Genomic DNA, 15745 nt, shown 5'->3' with positions numbered 1-15745 from the left:
GACGAAATGTGACGTTACAGCTACTGGATGACTGGCGATTCCGGGGATTCGATGCGCAGCAGCATATCCGTCCCGTTGCGCCAGACGAGCGTCATGCCGCGCAGACCACGTGGATCGAATGCGGGCGGACGAATCAGCCAGACATGATCAAAACGGGTACGCGGCAGGCCGGCCAGCGCCACATCCAGCGTACGGAATTCCGAACTTTGCTTGCATGTGCGATCCACCACGATCTGAGACGGATCGAGCGCATAACCCTCGACTCCCGGCGCGACCACGCGCAACAGCGCCGTGGCGCCGAGGTCAAACTGGTCGTTGGTGAACGCCGCGCGCCGAACGATCGCCATGGACGGAAGATGCGCAAAGCGCTCCACATGCCAAGGCCGCTCGCAGTTGGCGCCGACGAACGCCGCCACGCGCGCGCCGCGTGGAATTCGTTCAACGGCTTCCAGATGCCGCTCCCAGTCGCGATTCTCGATCCACAGGCTCGCGGCTCCCGCCGTCGTACGGACCAGCACGAACGCCAACCCGATCCAGGCAAGCACCCTCTGTTCGCGCGGGCTTACCGAATCGCAGCGGATTGCGAGCAACGCGAACATCACGGCGTAGGGGGCCAGCCGCATATCGGCAAAAGCCGACATGAACGGCATCGCGACGAACATCGCCAACGCCCCGACCGCTGCCGCGGTAATCGGCACCGCATGCCCGAAGCGCGGCGAGCGGACACAACGGTACAGCGACAGCGCGATCAGGATGATCGACGCGATATCGAACCAGCGCCACCGGTCGCGTAGCACCGTCACCAACCAACCCGGCTTGAGCTTGAGACCCGGAAGCCAATCGCTTTCCGCGCCTCCCTCTCCCGGCCGCCACCCCAGAAACATCGCGAAGGGAGGCGCGAGCGGCAGGCAGGCCAGCCCGCCGTGGAAGATCGCCGCCGGCCATATACGGCCACTGGCCCGCTCCCGCATCAACTCGGTCGCGAAAGCCATCATGCCGAGCATGAGCCAGCCAAAAAGATGCGCGCTCCAGATCACGAAGGCGAGCGGGACGAACAGCGCGGCGCGAAGCCGGAAGCGACGGACTCGCCCGAGGCGTATCCATAGCGCCCAGGCGTTGAGCGTCAGGGCCATCGCCAGCGTGTAGTTGATGAACCCATATTGCAGCGCGGGGTGGTAGGCGAGCGGGAGCGCCAGCAGCGCGAGCGGCTGAACCCGGCCATGCGCCTCGTGCGAGATCCACAATATGCCCGCGACGGTGAGCATCGGTATCGTGATCACGATCGCTTTGACCGCCAACTCAAGCCCGAGCAGCGGCGCCAGCACCGCCGCGAGCAGATCGCCGCCCAGATAGCCTATCGGTCGCCAGGTGAATTGATACCATTGCGAAAGCGTGCCGGTATCGGTGTCGAGCATCACCCGATAGCGGCCCATGTGCCCCGGTACGTCGGTGAAGGGGGGAATGGCGGGCAGCAGCAATGGCACGGCGGCAAGCGCAACCATCAGCAGCGCGAAGCGGCGCGATTGCCACCATGCGCCGTTCACGGCGCGACCCGCAGAATGACGAGCTCGGGGCGGCGCGAAACCGCCCTCGCCCAGCCGGGAGTCCGCCCCGCAGCGGCGAGTTTGACGATCGAGCCGGAAGCGGCGATCCCCATCGGATCGAGATCGCCGACCCAGCCCGGACAATAGGCGATGGCCTGGATACCATGTCGCTCCGCCGCCGCTCTCGCCGCCGCAGGCCCTGCAAGGAACAGTCGATAGTGTGCGATGTTGGCGGCTCCGTTGCGATGATAGGGAGCGGCGAGCACGCGGGCGTCAGTCGCGGCGAGGACATAGCCCCCCATGTCGATCGGCACAGCGATCTTCACCGGGCCGAGCGCGGCGATTCGTCCAAGGTTATCGGGAGTGAAACATGGCGCACGCGCCGTTTCCGTATGACCGACTGCCGCCATGCTTCCAGCAAACGGATACAGGATCCCGGCGGATACCACCCACGCGCCGATCCGGCCTGGCGAGGAGCCGCGCTGGCGAGCGGCTGCAACCAGCCCCGCCAGAACCGGCACCGCGAGGGCCGCGCCGAACGGCGCAAGTCTGAGCTGGATGCAAGCCAGCATCGCTGCGCCCAGCAGCAGCGCATACCAGCCAAGCGAAACAACATCGCGCTGGCCGCGCATCAAGCGAACCATTGCCACCGCCAACCCTGTAAGCATCAGCCCGCCATAGCCGATCGCAACGCCTGGCGGCGCGGCGAACAGCGGTTGCGCCTCCGCGACATGATCGAGCCACAAGACGCGCAAGAGCGGTGGTACAGCGGAATAGGGTCCGGCAAGACAGTCGGGCGCGAATAGGGTCACGGCGATAAGGCCCACGATTCCGGCTATGCTGAGTGCGATCCAGCGGCGCGGCCGTTCAGGCAGCGTGCGTCCCGCGACACCGAGCCCGATCAGCAGCAGCCCGGCCACACCGCCCAGTACCGTGACCGGCGGCGTGAACGCATCGCACAATGGCGGCCAAATTCGCGGCGCCAGGATCAACGCCGCCAACGCCATCCCGCCGGCCAGCCCGGCACCACACCCTGCGAGTTCCGCATCGCGCTCGCGCCCAGCCAAAATCCAACGGAGCACCATCACGATGAGCATGACGGCGCAGAGCGGCGCTGTTTCCAGGCCGATCGCAAGGCTGGCGGCAACCGCCACGCCCGTCAGCACGCCACTGCGGATGTCCGTTCCGCCCGTCAATCCCCGGGCCGCGACCAACAACAGCACCAACTGCAGCCCATGATGATCGATCCGGCCCGGCATGAAGAAGCCGGTTGCCGGATAGGCGATCGCACCGAGGAGCAATGCGATCACCCCGACCGAGGGATCGGGATCCAATCGCCGGGATATCTGCGCGAGGAGCGTGAGCGCGGCGGCGAACAGCATTATTGGCCAGCCGATCACTGCCGCAAGCTCGGCACCATGACGACCTGTCAGCGGCTCCAACAGCACGATCAGCATCGCGGGCACCAGGTCGGGAAGACGCGACCAGTGCATCGCCAGTCCATCCCCCAACCGGTACTGCGTCAGGTCCGAAAAGGCCTGCCCACCGATCCAGTTGCGGATCTGGACAAGCCGCATCATATCATCCGGATCTGGCAGCGTTAGCGCGGTGAGCCGTGCCCAGTCGGCCACGCTCCACGCCACGGACAACAGGACCGCGATCCCGATCGCGATTCCCGGTTCGAACCGGACCCGGCCTGCTCCCCGCTGCTCCATTCCCCCGAGCTAGACCAAGATGGTTAACTCAGCCTAAACCTCGGCCTCGGTTGCAACCGTTAGGCGAGCCTCGCGGCATCGTCAGTCGTCGCGCCGTCCCAACAGACGAAGCCGCAGCGCGTTGAGCTTGATGAAGCCCGCCGCGTCGCGCTGGTCGTACGCGCCCTGGTCGTCCTCAAAGGTCACGACCTTCTCGCTGTACAGCGAGTTGGGCGACTTCCGCCCGACGACATAGACCCCGCCCTTGTAAAGCTTGAGGCGCACGGTGCCGTTGACGTTCTGCTGGCTGTGGTCGATCGCCGCCTGCAGCATCTCGCGCTCGGGCGCGAACCAGAAGCCGTTGTAGATCAGCTCGGCATAGCGGGGCGCCAGCTCGTCCTTGAGGTGCGCGGCGCCGCGATCGAGCGTGATGCTTTCGATCCCGCGATGGGCAAGGTGATAGATGGTGCCGCCCGGCGTCTCGTACATGCCGCGCGACTTCATACCGACGAAGCGGTTCTCGACCAGATCGAGGCGGCCGATGCCGTGTTTGCGGCCTAGATCGTTAAGCGCACCGAGTAGCGTTGCAGGGGACATCGCCTCGCCGTTGAGTGCGATGCCGTCGCCCTTTTCGAAATCGATCGTGATATATTCGGGCGTATCCGGCGCATCTTCCGGGTTCACCGTGCGCGAGAAGACATAGTCGGGCACCTCTTCCCACGGATCCTCGAGCACCTTGCCCTCGGAGCTGGTGTGGAGGAGGTTCGCGTCGGTCGAGAAGGGCGCCTCGCCGCGCTTGTCCTTCGCGACCTGGATCTGGTGCTTCTCAGCGAACTCGATCAGCTTGGTGCGGCTGGTCAGATCCCATTCGCGCCACGGCGCGATCACCTTGATGTCCGGGTTCAGCGCATAGGCGGACAGCTCGAAACGCACCTGATCATTGCCCTTGCCGGTCGCGCCATGGCTGACCGCATCGGCGTTCACTTCCTTGGCGATCTCGATCAGCCGCTTGGAGATCAGCGGGCGCGCGATCGACGTGCCGAGCAGATACAGCCCCTCGTACAGCGCATTGGCGCGCATCATCGGGAAGACGAAGTCGCGGACGAACTCTTCCTTGAGATCGTCAATGAAGATGTGCTCGGGCTTCACGCCGGCGTTGAGCGCCTTCTGGCGCGCCGGCTCCAGCTCTTCGCCCTGGCCGAGATCGGCGGTGAAGGTCACCACCTCGCACTGATATTCCTGCTGGAGCCATTTCAGGATCACGCTGGTGTCGAGGCCGCCCGAATAGGCAAGCACCACGCGATTGATCTTGTCGGCCATTGCATACGCTCCAGAGGGAAAAGTCGCGTGGCCTCTAGGCCCGTGGGCGCGCTTCCGCAACCGTAGCGAACAGGCGGGGTAGATAGAATGCGAGCGCACCCGCCCGGTAGAAATAGCTGGCGACGAACGCGAGCCAAAGGCCGGTCGCGCCGAACGGGCGCAACAGCAGGTCAGTGCCGATATACAGCACCGTCGCCAGGATCGCCGCGTTGCGCAGCGCCCTGCCCTGCGTCGCGCCGATGAACACCCCGTCGAGCAGCCATGCCGGAACCCCCAAAGTCGCGGTCAGCGCGGCGAAGGGCAGCATGGCATAGGCAGCCGCGCGCACCTCCGCATTGGTGGTCAGCAAATCGACCAGCAGCCAGCCGAACGCGGCCGCGATCGCGCTCGCGATCAGCCCGAAACCAAGCGAGAACTCCCCCGTCAGCCGGATCGCGCGTTTCACATCCGCCTTTGCCCCCGCCCCAATCGCGATCCCCACCCGCGATTCGGCGGTGAAGGCGAAGCCGTCGAGCACAAAAGCAAAGATGCCGACGAGTTGCAGCAGCACATGGTTGGCGGCGAGTTGTACCGTCCCCAGCCGCGCGCCGGCATTGGCGAGCCACAGGAACATCGTCAGCAACGCGATGGTGCGGATCATGATGTCGCCATTGACCGCGAACAGCCGCTTCCACGCGGCCGGATCGAAGAACCCCGCGCGCTGGCGCATCAACGCGCCCGGCCCGACGATCCGAAGCACCATCACGATGCCGAGCGCCAGCGCGACCCACTCGGCCAGCGCGGTGCCGAGGCCGACACCCCGCGCGCCCATCCCGAAATGCCACACGAACAGGATGTCGAGCGCGACATTGACCACGTTCATCGCGATCTGAAGCAGCAACGTCTCACGCGTTCGGCCAAGCCCGTAGAGCCAGCCGTTGATCGCGTAGAAGCCTAGCGCCGCCGGTGCGCCGAGGAAGCGCGCGGTCACGAACTCATGCGCGGCGGCGGTCAGCGTCTCGCCCCCGGCCAACAGACTGAGCGCGAGCGGCACGATCAGCAGCTGCAGCGCGACCAGCACCGCGCCGATCGCCAGACCGGCGGCGACGCCGCGCGCGAGCAGCGCATTGACCTCGGCCGCGTCGCCGCGACCATGCGCTTGCGCGGTCATCCCGGTCATGCCCATGCGCAGGAAGCCGAACGCCCAGAAAATGAAATTGATGATCGCGACGCCCAGCGCCACGCCCGCCAGCGCCGCCGCATCCCCGGTCCAGCCGATCACCGCGGTATCGACGAGGCCCACCAGCGGCACCGTCGTCTGGCCGAGCATGATCGGCCATGCCTGCGCGAAGATCGAGCGGCGGGTGAGGACGAGGGGCTGAGCCGCTTGCATGGCGTTCCCATGCGCATATGCTCGCCGCGAAATCCAGCGGAGCCGTCCGATGGCCGAGATCAAGACCAAGCCGACACAGATCACCGCCGATGACTTCATCGCGGCAGTCGAAAGCCCCGCCCGGCGCGAGGACGCCCAGGTCGTCTGCGCGATGATGGAACGAATCACCGGCGAGCCGCCACGTATGTGGGGGCCGTCGATCGTCGGCTTCGGCAGCTACCATTATCGATACGACAGCGGCCATGAGGGCACGATGTGCCGGCTCGGCTTTTCGCCGCGCAAGGCACAGCTCGTGCTCTACATCCTTACCGAAGACCCCGCACAGCACGAACAACTCGCCCGGCTCGGCAAGCACAAGACCGGCAAGTCGTGCCTCTATATCAACAAGCTCGCCGATGTGGACATGGCGGTGCTGGAGAACATGACCCGCGATGCGCTCACCTGGATGAACGCGAAATACCCCGTTTGACGGTTCAAGCGCCGGTCAGCGGGTTCGTGCTATGATAGCGCTCATGCTGATTCTCTTCGCCCTCGCCGCCGCCCAGACCCCGCCCGCCAGCCTCGCGCCCGGCCCACTGCCCAAGGCCGAGGCCGAGCGCCGCGTCGCGGAGCGCTTCGCCGATCTCGACCTTAACGAGGACGGCGTGGTCGAGCGCGACGAAGTCCGCGCCCGCTTCGATTTCGAGACGACCGCCAACGCCACCTATGCCGCCGCGCAGAAGGCGAAGAAGGCGGGCGATCCGCGCCCCGCGATCGACGCGCGCCAACAGCCCTTCGCCAAGGCCGATGCCTGGTTCGATGCCGTCGATACCGACAAGAACGGCAAGATCACCCGCGACGAACTCACCCGCTATCTGGGTGCGGATGTGGAGCAGCTGGGCGTCAAATAGCTCGGCTCCGCGCCGAAGCACTACGACCCTGCCGTCATCCCGGCCTTGTGCCGGGATCCGCCGCGCGGCCCGATATGGGCAAGAGGCTCTGGCCCAGCCGGTGCCGCTAGGTGGACCCCGGCACAAGGCCGGGGTGACGAAAAGATTATAGGCCCCGCCCGGCTAGCGCAGCTTCGCTTCGGCCTCCGCCATGTAATCCCGCGTGATCGGCAGCGCCGTACGCGAGCGTGAATATTGCAGCTGGTAGTTGACCAGCCCGCCATTGCGGAACGCGCACAGCGACCCGGCGAGGTAGAAGGTCCACATGCGGAAGAAGCTCTCGTCGTATAGTGCGACGATCTCCGCCTTCGCCGCTGTGGCGCGGTCGTACCAGGCCTGCAGCGTATAGGCGTAGTGGAGCCGCAGCACTTCGACGTCGGTGAGGAACAGCCGCATCCCCTCATGCCCGCGCACGATTTCCGACAGCGCCGGGATATAGCCGCCGGGGAAGATGTATTTGGCGGTGAAGGCGTCGGTCACGCCCGGCTCGCCGGCGCGGCCGATCGTGTGGAGCAGCATCACCCCCTCTTCGTTCAGCAGCTCGCGGCACTTGCGGAAGAAGGTGCGGTAGTGCGCCGTGCCGACATGCTCGAACATGCCAACCGAGACGATGCGGTCGAACTGGCCCCCAAATTTCTCAGGGGTCACATGGCGATAGTCGATCAGTTCGAACTTGACCTTGTCCGCGACGCCGGCCTTTTCCGCCCGCTCGCGCGCGATCTTGAGCTGCTCTTCGGACAGGGTGACGCCCAGCACCTCGGCGCCGGTCTTGGCATGCAGATAGAGCGCCATCCCGCCCCAGCCGCAGCCGATGTCGAGCACCCTCATGCCAGGCCGGATCGCGAGCTTGGCGGCGATATGCGCCTTCTTGTCCGCCTGTGCCTGTTCCAGGCTGTTCGCCGGATCGGTGTAATAGGCCATCGAATATTGGCGGTCGGCGTCGAGAAAGTGGTCGTAGAGCGTCGCCGACAGGTCGTAATGGTGCGCCACGTTGCGCTTCGATCGGCGCGCCATGTTGATCCGGTCGAGCCGGAAGCGGACATTGTCGAAGCTGCGCTTGAGCAGCCCCGGGTTGAGGTTGCTGACCCCCGCTTCCCATTTGTTGTTGGCGGTGAACAGGTTGAGCAGCGCGAGGATGTCGCCCTGTTCGATCACCAGCGATCCGTCCATGAACGCCTCGGCCGCGCCGAGCGAGGGATCGATCAGGATCCGCCGCGCCACGGACGGTTCGGTGAAGCGGATTGTGATCGGCGCGATTTCGGGATCGGGTGCGCCGAAGCTGCGCGCCGTTCCGTCGGCATGGATCACGGTGAACTCCCCGCGCTTGATGGCGCGGGCGAAGAAATGGTCGATAAGAGCCATGGCGCTAGGCTAGCGGGCGAAACCCCGTTCGCAAGTGCGGAAAAGCCGCGAACCCGAAAAACTTCTCATCAAATCCCGGCATACCATTCATAATCCGCGATATCCTCCCACAGCCCACCCTTGCCGCCGTGGATCGCGTCGATCGAGGCCACCGCTTCGATCCGCATCACATATTTGGCGTGCTTGTAGCCCAACTGCCGTTCGACCCGCAGGCGTAGCGGCGCGCCATGTTCGACCGGGAGCGTGCGGTTGTTCATCGCCCAGGCGAGGATGGTCTGCGGGTGGAAGGCATCGATCAGGTCGATCGATTCATAATAGGGCCGGCCATAGAGCGTGTCGGCGCAATGAAAGACCAGGAAGCGCGCGCTGTCCCTCAACCCCGCCAGGTCGAGCAAGGTCGACAGCTTCGGCCCGTGCCATTTCCCGATCGCGCTCCACCCCTCGACACAATCGTGGCGCGTGATCTGCACCCGCTGCGGCAGCGACCGGATATCGGCGAGCGACAGGCTGAGCGGCCGCGCCACCAGGCCGTCCACCTTGAGCCGCCAGTCGGCGAAATTGCCGCGCATCAGCACGCGATAGGCCGGATCGGCCGGGAAGGTCGATCCGTTGGCGCGGAAGCGCGGCGACATCTCGGCCTCGCTGAATTGCCGGGCCAGCGCGTTGCGGTCGGTGATCGCGCGCTGCAGGCTCTTGTGCACCGCCTCGGCCTTGAACAGCAGATCGCGGCCGGCCTCGCTGTTACCGATCCTGTCGCATCCGGCGACGACGCTTCCCGCCCCGGCGATCAGCAGCGAGCGGCGGGTGATCAGGCTCATTGCGGCACCTTCCACTTGCCGGTGATCATCGACCGAATTTCATTCCACGCCCCCGCGAGGATGACGAGCGCGAGGTGGACGATGATGAAGAGGGCGAGCAGCATCGCGACGATGAAGTGGATCGATCGCGCGCTTTGCCGCCCGCCGAAGAGGTCGATCAGCCACGGCCATGCCGCGTTCATCCCCGGCGACATTGCCAGCCCGGTGAAGATCACCAGCGGCAGCAGCACGAAGATCACCGCCACGTAGGACAGCTTCTGTAGCCCGTTATAGGCGCGTGGATTTTCCGGATCGTGGAAGCGCAGCGCGGCGTGCGCCTTCACCTCCGCGGCGAGATGCGCGGGCGACAATTCCTTTGCTTGCACGCGCAGATCGCGCTGGAAATGGCGGTTGAGCAGGCTCGCGACCATGAATGCCAGCAGCGCGAACGCCAGCACCAACGCGAAGAACAGATGCCAGCGCCGCGCCAAAGCGAGGTTGTAGGTCGAGGGAATGGTCAGCCAGCCAGGCACCCGCCCGCCCTCGAAGATCCAGGCGACACGGAACCAGGGCTGGTCATAGTTCGCGCCATATTGGCCCCAATAGAGCTGGCCATGCGCGTTGAGGATCATCAGGCCGCTGCCCAGCAGCACGATCACGCTGATCGCGGTGATCCAGTGCCAGATGCGCGTGGTCAGCGCGTGGCGGCGGATCGCAATCGGCGGTTCGGGTTCGGCCATGCACCTACTACGCGTATCGGCCGCAAAGGGTTACGGCCGAGGGGCAGAATCGCGCTTCCGCCGGCCCGGCGCAAGGCCGAACCGGCGGGGGCTGTCTATGCGTGCTTGCGCAGGATCTCGGCGAGCGGGATCTCGCCCAGCATCGTGCCGTTGCCCGGCGGGGTCTCGCCAAACTCGCGCGCCTGGGCGAAGGCGACAGCGGGGTCGGCCATCAGCCGCTCGATCAGCGCCTCGACCTTGGGATAGGCGCCCGGCTCGATCGCCTGGTGGAATTCGCCCCAACGCGCGACACCGATGAACACGCCATCGGCCAGCGTCGGACGATCGCCAAGCAGATAGGGACCGTCACCGATCAATTCCTCCAGCCGTGCATGCCGGTCGTTGACCATGTCGCGCCCGAACTGGCGCAGCGCCGTCTTATAGGCCGGGTCGTCGCCCTCCATCTCCAGCGCGACCCAATAGGGGGTGAAGGCACCGGTAAAGCCGGTGTTGATGAACGCCATCAGCTGATGCATCCGGTCGGCTTCCGGCGTGCGGGGATCGAAGCTGACGCGGCGTTCGTGATCGCGCGCCTCGATCCAACGGGCGATCGCCATCGTCTCGGTCAGCACGCGGCCATCCTCGGTAATGAACGCCGGAGTCTCGCCGCGCGGATTGAGGCGCAGATAGTCGGGCGTCTTCATCTCGCTCAGCATGTCGACGCGCGACAGCCGATAGGGCTGGCCGAGCCATTCGAGCGATGCGACAAGCCCCATCGAGCTCCCCAGCGGGAAGCCATAAAGCAGGGTCGGTTCCATGATGTTCTCCGTGATCTTTGGGGGATCACCGCGCGGTGTGACTGGCATTTAGGGAGCCAAGCGCCCAAGTAAATTACGCACAAAAATGTCACTTCTGGAGCGGAGCCGAAAAAATGCAGGACGTCGTGTCGAACTGCCCGATCGAGGATGCGATGCGCGTGCTGAGCGGCCGCTGGGCGACCTTGCTGCTCTATTATTTGAAGGACGGCCCCAAGCGCTTCAGCGAGCTGCAGCGCGACAATCCCAGCATCTCGCACCGCATCCTGACGCTGGAATTGCGCAAGCTCGAGGACGCTGGCCTGGTCGCGCGCACCGCGTATCAGGGCTTCCCGCTGCGCGTCGAATACAGCCTCAGCGCGCCCGGCGCGGAACTGATGCCGATGATCGACGCGATCGGCGACTGGTGGGCCACCTCATTTCCCCGGCGGAGGGAGTGCCGCGATGCGGCTTAGGTCGGGACGGGCCGCTATGAATGGGATGCGGAATGGCAGCGTCGCGGAAGTCAGCGATCGATCAAATGCATTTTGAAAGAATGTCGTCAACGACTTGGCCGATCGGGGCGGTCGCGTTGATTCGAACCGCGTTTCCGGGAACGTCCTCACCTGTCTCATGCAGTCGAATGATCATCGCCTTTTGCGATGAAATTCCGCCCCACTCATTCGATGGTCTGCTGGAAAGGCGTTGAAGCAGGGTGTCCCTATCAATCTCGAGAACAAATACCTGATCAAACAGGTCAATGAAGCGCCCGAAGTTACGAGAGCCACCGCAAAAGAAGGAAGCGGCGTGGCTCTGGTCGCCCGCTATGTTCCTAACCTTCTCGATGTCCCAGATATGGTTCTCGTGCGCCAAGCCATCGAGCGGTTCGCCGGTCTGAGGATCGCCCTGATACGCTAACGCACGGTCACCGTGAATGGCGTGGTAGCCGCGCCGTTCCAGCTCGTCACAAACCGATGTCTTGCCAGTCCCCGAAACGCCCTCGATCAGATAGTTTCTGGTTCCCACCAACTTGCTCCGGATCGCCGCGGCAGCTTTTACCAAAAACATATGCAGGCTGATATGTCTGCAATCGGGTCGCCAGCGCGCACGCCTTCCTTGTCATCCCGGCACAAGGCCGGGATGACGGCCGCAGCGCAATACGCGACCGCCCCGCCTTACCCATAGGCCCGCATGAAGAAGATCACCGTCGTCGATGCCGTCACCAGCAGCGTCCACACCCGCACCGCCCGCGCCGACAACTTCTTGCCGATCGCCGCGCCGGCCCAGCCACCGATGATCGACCCCGCCAGCATCGGCAGGCACGCCCACCACCACACCATCGCGAAGGTGGTGAAGACGATCGCCGCGGCGAGGTTGGCGACCGAGAGCATCAGCGTGCGGATCGCGAACAGCTCACGCGGCTGGATATTGGCGAGCAGGCCATAGACCGCGGTGGTGATCAGCCCGACTCCGCCGCCGAAATAGCCGCCATAGATGCCGAGCACCGATTGCGCGCCGACCAGGGTCCGCTTGCCGATCGTCACCCGCGCATGCAGCCAGTCCGCCGCGCTCCGCCCGAACAACATCACGACGAAGGCGAACAGCAGCAGCCACGGGACGATGATGTCGAACATGTCGCTGGGCGTCAGCACCAGCAACAGGCTGCCCGCGATCCCGCTGATGAAGGTGATCGTGGCGAGCAGCACCACTGACAGGCCCGCCACCGGCCCCAATTCGTCCCGAAATCCCCAGGCGCTCGCCGCCGCGCCGGGCAGCAGCGCGACGTTGGAGGTGGCGTTGGCGATGTTCGCGGGCAGGCCCAGCGCGATCAGCGCGGGCAGCGTCGCGAACGATCCGCCGCCGGCCAGCCCGTTCATCGCGCCGCCGACGACCCCGGCCACGGCGGCAAGCGCCAGATTCGCCCACGAGTCCATGCCGCCCATGCCCCTTTCGCGATGGCTCTTGCGTCACGCGGTCCGGCACCACAAGTCCGGGGCCAACAAATAGAGGCAGGGTGGAAGTGATGAAGCTGGATCTGGTCGACGTGTTCGGGGCGCGGGCGCTGCGCGGCAATCCGCTCGCGGTGGTGCATGGCGCGGAGGGCATGAGCACGGCGGCGATGCAGTCACTCACCCGCTGGCTCGGCTTCTCCGAGACGACCTTCCTCCTGCCGCCCACGGATCCCGCCGCCGACTATCGCGTGCGCATCTTCTATCCGGCGGGCGAGCTGCCCTTTGCCGGACACCCCACGCTCGGCACCTGCCACGCCTGGCTCGCCGCGGGCGGCGTGCCGAAGAACCCCGACCGCATCGCGCAGGAATGCGGCGTCGGCCTGGTCGAAGTGCGGCGCGACGGCGAGCGGCTGGCGTTCCGTGCCCCGCCGCTGATCAACGGCGCCCCGCTCACCGATGCCGAACGTGCCGACACCGCCGCCCTCGCCAATGTGCCGGTCGATGCGATCATCGACGCCCGCCATGCTCATAACGGCCCGCAATGGCGGATGCTGCGGCTGAGCACGGCGGAAGAGGTGCTTGCCGTGCAGCCCCAACCGCGCGCGCCGGCGGGCACCGATATCGCCCTGGTCGCGCCCGCCGCGCCAGGCAGCGGCGCGGATTGGGAGATCCGCGCCTTCTTCACCGATCCGGCGGGCAAGCTGGTCGAGGATCCCGTCACCGGCAGCCTCAACGCCGCGGTCGCGCAGCATCTGTTTGCGGACGGCCTAGCCAAGGGGAGCTATGTCGCAGCGCAAGGCCGTTGCACCGGCGCCGACGGTCGTGTCCATTGCAGCGTCGACGATCAGGGACAGGTCTGGATCGCCGGCCGCACCGATACGATCGCGGCGGGCGCGACTCTATAGAGTCTAGGGAGAAGCCGGGTGGGCGACGCGATCACCGACTATGCCGCACGGGCAACCCCCGATCTGATCGCGGGCTATGACGCGCTATCGCCGGAACAAATTTATGCCACGGTGCTGGATCTGCTTCCGGACTCGCCCGCCCGGGTAGTGGACATCGCCGCTGGCACCGGTCGCGATGCGGCGTGGTTCGCGGCGAAGGGGCATCGCGTGCTGGCGGTTGAGCCGGTGCGCGAGTTCCGCGAGGCCGGGACGGCGCTGCACGGCGACCAGGTCGAATGGCTCGACGACCGGCTACCCGAGCTGGCCGGAGTGGCGCAACGCGGACCGTTCGACCTGATCGTGCTGTGCGCCGTCTGGCACCATCTCGACACCGCAGACCGCGCGCGGACGGTTCAGAGCCTGACCCGGATCGCGGCGCAGGGTGCCACGCTGATCCTGTCGCTGCGCCACGAGCCGGGCGAGCTCGGACCCCACAGCTATCCGGCACCGCCTGACGAGGCGATCGATCTCGCCCGCACGGCGGGTTTCGAGCTGATCCGTCAGGCGGAAGCGCCGGCGGTGCATCCGCTCAGCCGGGCGGCCGGCGTCCACTGGACCTGGTTGGCTCTCACTAGAACCGCAGGCTAATCAGCCCAGCGCGGCCTGCTTCTCTTCGGCCAGCCGGTCCAGCTCGGCGCGCGACTTCTTCTCGCTCGCCGTCTTGAGCTGGCCGCATGCCGCGTCGATATCGCGGCCGCGCGGGGTGCGGGCGGGCGCCGAGATGCCCGCGCCGAACACGATCTCCTGGAACGCGCGGATACGCTCGGGCGTCGAGCATTCGTACGGCGCGCCGGGCCAGGGGTTGAACGGGATCAGGTTCACCTTGGCGGGCAGCTTGTACTTCTTGATCAGCCGGACCAGCTCGCGCGCGTCCTCGTCGCTGTCGTTCTTGTCCTTGAGCATCACATATTCGAACGTGATGCGGCGCGCGTTGTTGGCGCCGGGATAGTCGGCGCAGGCTTGCAGCAATTCCTCGATGCCGAACTTGCGGTTGAGCGGCACGATCTCGTCGCGCACTTCCTTGGTCACCGCGTGGAGCGAAACCGCGAGGTTGACCCCGATCTCCTCACCCGCGCGCTCCATCATCGGCACCACGCCGCTGGTCGAGAGCGTAATGCGGCGCTTGCTCAACGCCAGGCCGTCACCGTCCATCACGATCTTGAGACCGTCGCGGACATTGTCGAAATTGTAGAGCGGCTCGCCCATGCCCATCATCACGATGTTGGTGAGCATGCGGCCGTCGGGTTGGCTCGGCCATTCGCCGAGCGCGTCGCGGGCCAACATCACCTGCCCGACGATCTCACCCGGCTCAAGGTTGCGGACCAGGCGCATCGTGCCGGTATGGCAGAAGCGGCAGTTGAGCGTGCAGCCGACCTGGCTGGACACGCACAGGGTTCCGCGATCGGCGTCGGGGATGAACACCATCTCGTAATCCTGGCCGTCGTCCGAACGGAGCAGCCATTTGCGCGTGCCGTCGGTCGAGACCTGCGCCTCGATCACTTCCGGGCGCGAGATCACGAAGCGCTGCGCCAGCCAGGGCTGCATCGACTTCGAGATGTCGGTCATCAGGCTGAAGTCGGTGACACCGCGATTATAGATCCAGTGCCACAGCTGCTTGGCGCGCAGCTTGGCCTGTTTCGGCTCGAGCTGCGACGTCTCAAGCGCCATGCGCAAATCATGCTTGGACAGGCCGAGCAGGTCGATTCTGCCATCGGCGCGTGGCTTCAATGCCCGGGGAACCGGCACGGGATCGATGTGCCCGGGGATGGGCATGAGGGCGGCCGGAGCTGTCTGCATGGCGCGCATATAGGCGAAATGGGCGGCGAAATCCACTCCCCGCCTCACCCCGCCCACGGCTCGCCGTGTCGAAGCACGATTGCGGCAACCGGATCGCGCTGGAAGCATTCGACCGAGGCAACCCGAATTTGTTGTTGGAGAGTTTGACATGAAATTCCGTCACGCCCTGATGCTGGCCGGCGCCACCCTTATCACCACGCCCGCGCTGGCTCAGGACACCGCGGCGCCCGCCGCATCGGCACCCCAGGCCGCGACCGCCGCACCGGCGACCGTGAGCGACGCCGAACTCAAGCAGTTCGCCAAGGCCGCACTCGCGGTCGACAAGGTGAACAAGGACGCTGCGGTTCCGGCCGCCGACAAGCAGAAGAAGATGGCCGATGCCGTGACGGGCAGCGGGCTTGCCGCGGCTCGGTTCAATGAGATCGCGCAGGCATCGCAGGCCGATCCGGTGCTTCAGCAGAAGGTTCAGGCCGCGATCGTGGCCGAGCAGCAGGCTTCGCCGACCCAGTAATCGTCCCCCC

General features: G+C 65.7%; 17 protein-coding genes. 6 read left to right on the top strand and 11 right to left on the bottom strand.

The genetic code is table 11. The features are described from left to right. Window positions 1-20: 20 nt before the first annotated feature. The 4 genes from AC07M1_RS17000 to AC07M1_RS16985 form a co-directional block, all read right to left on the bottom strand. On the bottom strand, window positions 21-1478 hold the full coding sequence (locus AC07M1_RS17000) for a hypothetical protein (RefSeq protein ID WP_495163811.1): 1458 nt from the start codon (window positions 1476-1478) through the stop codon (window positions 21-23). 62 nt (window positions 1479-1540) lie between these two features. Further along, window positions 1541-3259: a hypothetical protein gene (locus AC07M1_RS16995; protein ID WP_495163810.1), complete on the bottom strand. Its 1719-nt coding sequence runs from the start codon at window positions 3257-3259 to the stop codon at window positions 1541-1543. 81 nt (window positions 3260-3340) lie between these two features. Then, complete coding sequence (locus AC07M1_RS16990; protein WP_495163809.1) at window positions 3341-4558, bottom strand: argininosuccinate synthase; 1218 nt, start codon at window positions 4556-4558, stop codon at window positions 3341-3343. 34 nt (window positions 4559-4592) lie between these two features. Further along, window positions 4593-5930: an MATE family efflux transporter gene (locus tag AC07M1_RS16985; protein WP_495163808.1), complete on the bottom strand. Its 1338-nt coding sequence runs from the start codon at window positions 5928-5930 to the stop codon at window positions 4593-4595. Window positions 5931-5979: 49 nt separating this feature from the next. On the opposite strand from AC07M1_RS16985, the gene AC07M1_RS16980 reads away from it, so the two are divergent. Further along, window positions 5980-6399: a DUF1801 domain-containing protein gene (locus tag AC07M1_RS16980; RefSeq protein ID WP_495163807.1), complete on the top strand. Its 420-nt coding sequence runs from the start codon at window positions 5980-5982 to the stop codon at window positions 6397-6399. Between the two features lie 43 nt (window positions 6400-6442). Then, window positions 6443-6820 (top strand): EF-hand domain-containing protein, encoded by a 378-nt coding sequence (locus AC07M1_RS16975; protein WP_495163806.1) that lies wholly within the window; start codon window positions 6443-6445, stop codon window positions 6818-6820. 162 nt (window positions 6821-6982) lie between these two features. Here the strand turns inward: AC07M1_RS16975 and AC07M1_RS16970 are convergent, their stop codons facing one another. The 4 genes from AC07M1_RS16970 to AC07M1_RS16955 all read right to left on the bottom strand — a co-directional run bounded on the left by AC07M1_RS16970 (window position 6983) and on the right by AC07M1_RS16955 (window position 10555). Continuing rightward, entirely contained in the window at window positions 6983-8221 is a 1239-nt protein-coding gene (locus AC07M1_RS16970) for a class I SAM-dependent methyltransferase (protein WP_495163805.1), read from the bottom strand. Between the two features lie 68 nt (window positions 8222-8289). Continuing rightward, window positions 8290-9039: a molybdopterin-dependent oxidoreductase gene (locus tag AC07M1_RS16965; RefSeq protein ID WP_495163804.1), complete on the bottom strand. Its 750-nt coding sequence runs from the start codon at window positions 9037-9039 to the stop codon at window positions 8290-8292. Further along, window positions 9036-9758, bottom strand: coding sequence for a cytochrome b/b6 domain-containing protein (locus tag AC07M1_RS16960; RefSeq protein ID WP_495163803.1), 723 nt, complete (start codon window positions 9756-9758; stop codon window positions 9036-9038). Before AC07M1_RS16960 ends, AC07M1_RS16965 begins: the two co-directional genes overlap by 4 nt. Window positions 9759-9853: 95 nt before the next feature. Next, complete coding sequence (locus AC07M1_RS16955) at window positions 9854-10555, bottom strand: glutathione S-transferase family protein (protein ID WP_495163802.1); 702 nt, start codon at window positions 10553-10555, stop codon at window positions 9854-9856. Between the two features lie 113 nt (window positions 10556-10668). On the opposite strand from AC07M1_RS16955, the gene AC07M1_RS16950 reads away from it, so the two are divergent. Continuing rightward, a complete protein-coding gene (locus AC07M1_RS16950) occupies window positions 10669-11007 on the top strand; it encodes a winged helix-turn-helix transcriptional regulator (protein WP_495163801.1) in 339 nt (112 codons plus the stop codon). Window positions 11008-11068: 61 nt separating this feature from the next. On the opposite strand, the gene AC07M1_RS16945 is transcribed toward AC07M1_RS16950, so the two are convergent. Together AC07M1_RS16945 and AC07M1_RS16940 are read right to left on the bottom strand one after the other, a co-directional pair. Next, window positions 11069-11599 carry an AAA family ATPase gene (locus AC07M1_RS16945; RefSeq protein ID WP_495163800.1) on the bottom strand — a complete coding sequence of 177 codons (531 nt, stop codon included), beginning with the start codon at window positions 11597-11599 and terminating at the stop codon, window positions 11069-11071. Window positions 11600-11706: 107 nt separating this feature from the next. Beyond that, complete coding sequence (locus tag AC07M1_RS16940; RefSeq protein WP_495163799.1) at window positions 11707-12465, bottom strand: sulfite exporter TauE/SafE family protein; 759 nt, start codon at window positions 12463-12465, stop codon at window positions 11707-11709. An 89-nt stretch (window positions 12466-12554) separates the two neighbouring features. Between AC07M1_RS16940 and AC07M1_RS16935 the strand changes: the two genes are divergently transcribed. Next, the gene (locus AC07M1_RS16935; protein ID WP_495163798.1) at window positions 12555-13388 is read left to right on the top strand and encodes a PhzF family phenazine biosynthesis protein; all 834 of its coding nucleotides are present in this window, start codon (window positions 12555-12557) and stop codon (window positions 13386-13388) included. 18 nt (window positions 13389-13406) lie between these two features. Beyond that, entirely contained in the window at window positions 13407-14015 is a 609-nt protein-coding gene (locus AC07M1_RS16930; RefSeq protein WP_495163797.1) for a class I SAM-dependent methyltransferase, read from the top strand. Here AC07M1_RS16930 and rlmN read toward each other — a convergent pair whose 3' ends face one another. Further along, window positions 14016-15233 (bottom strand): dual-specificity RNA methyltransferase RlmN, encoded by a 1218-nt coding sequence (rlmN, locus tag AC07M1_RS16925; protein WP_495163903.1) that lies wholly within the window; start codon window positions 15231-15233, stop codon window positions 14016-14018. It lies immediately after the preceding gene. A gap of 139 nt (window positions 15234-15372) precedes the next feature. On the opposite strand from rlmN, the gene AC07M1_RS16920 reads away from it, so the two are divergent. Next, window positions 15373-15735: a DUF4168 domain-containing protein gene (locus AC07M1_RS16920; protein WP_495163796.1), complete on the top strand. Its 363-nt coding sequence runs from the start codon at window positions 15373-15375 to the stop codon at window positions 15733-15735. Window positions 15736-15745: the final 10 nt, after the last annotated feature.

The organism is Sphingomonas sp. GW821-FHT10C01 (assembly GCF_059415525.1).
Note: the sequence above shows the minus strand (reverse complement) of the source record. Positions and strands in the feature narration are given on the sequence as shown.

Coding starts and splice junctions, on each gene's coding strand:
- AC07M1_RS16935 (WP_495163798.1), top strand. CDS start 12,555: ATGAAGCTGGATCTGGTCGACGTGTTCGGGGCGCGGGCGCTGCGCGGC.
- AC07M1_RS16950 (WP_495163801.1), top strand. CDS start 10,669: ATGCAGGACGTCGTGTCGAACTGCCCGATCGAGGATGCGATGCGCGTG.
- AC07M1_RS16945 (WP_495163800.1), bottom strand. CDS start 11,599: ATGTTTTTGGTAAAAGCTGCCGCGGCGATCCGGAGCAAGTTGGTGGGA.
- AC07M1_RS16955 (WP_495163802.1), bottom strand. CDS start 10,555: ATGGAACCGACCCTGCTTTATGGCTTCCCGCTGGGGAGCTCGATGGGG.
- AC07M1_RS16920 (WP_495163796.1), top strand. CDS start 15,373: ATGAAATTCCGTCACGCCCTGATGCTGGCCGGCGCCACCCTTATCACC.
- AC07M1_RS16940 (WP_495163799.1), bottom strand. CDS start 12,465: ATGGACTCGTGGGCGAATCTGGCGCTTGCCGCCGTGGCCGGGGTCGTC.
- AC07M1_RS16970 (WP_495163805.1), bottom strand. CDS start 8,221: ATGGCTCTTATCGACCATTTCTTCGCCCGCGCCATCAAGCGCGGGGAG.
- AC07M1_RS16975 (WP_495163806.1), top strand. CDS start 6,443: ATGCTGATTCTCTTCGCCCTCGCCGCCGCCCAGACCCCGCCCGCCAGC.
- AC07M1_RS16960 (WP_495163803.1), bottom strand. CDS start 9,758: ATGGCCGAACCCGAACCGCCGATTGCGATCCGCCGCCACGCGCTGACC.
- AC07M1_RS16985 (WP_495163808.1), bottom strand. CDS start 5,930: ATGCAAGCGGCTCAGCCCCTCGTCCTCACCCGCCGCTCGATCTTCGCG.
- AC07M1_RS16995 (WP_495163810.1), bottom strand. CDS start 3,259: ATGGAGCAGCGGGGAGCAGGCCGGGTCCGGTTCGAACCGGGAATCGCG.
- AC07M1_RS16990 (WP_495163809.1), bottom strand. CDS start 4,558: ATGGCCGACAAGATCAATCGCGTGGTGCTTGCCTATTCGGGCGGCCTC.
- rlmN (WP_495163903.1), bottom strand. CDS start 15,233: ATGCGCGCCATGCAGACAGCTCCGGCCGCCCTCATGCCCATCCCCGGG.
- AC07M1_RS16965 (WP_495163804.1), bottom strand. CDS start 9,039: ATGAGCCTGATCACCCGCCGCTCGCTGCTGATCGCCGGGGCGGGAAGC.
- AC07M1_RS16980 (WP_495163807.1), top strand. CDS start 5,980: ATGGCCGAGATCAAGACCAAGCCGACACAGATCACCGCCGATGACTTC.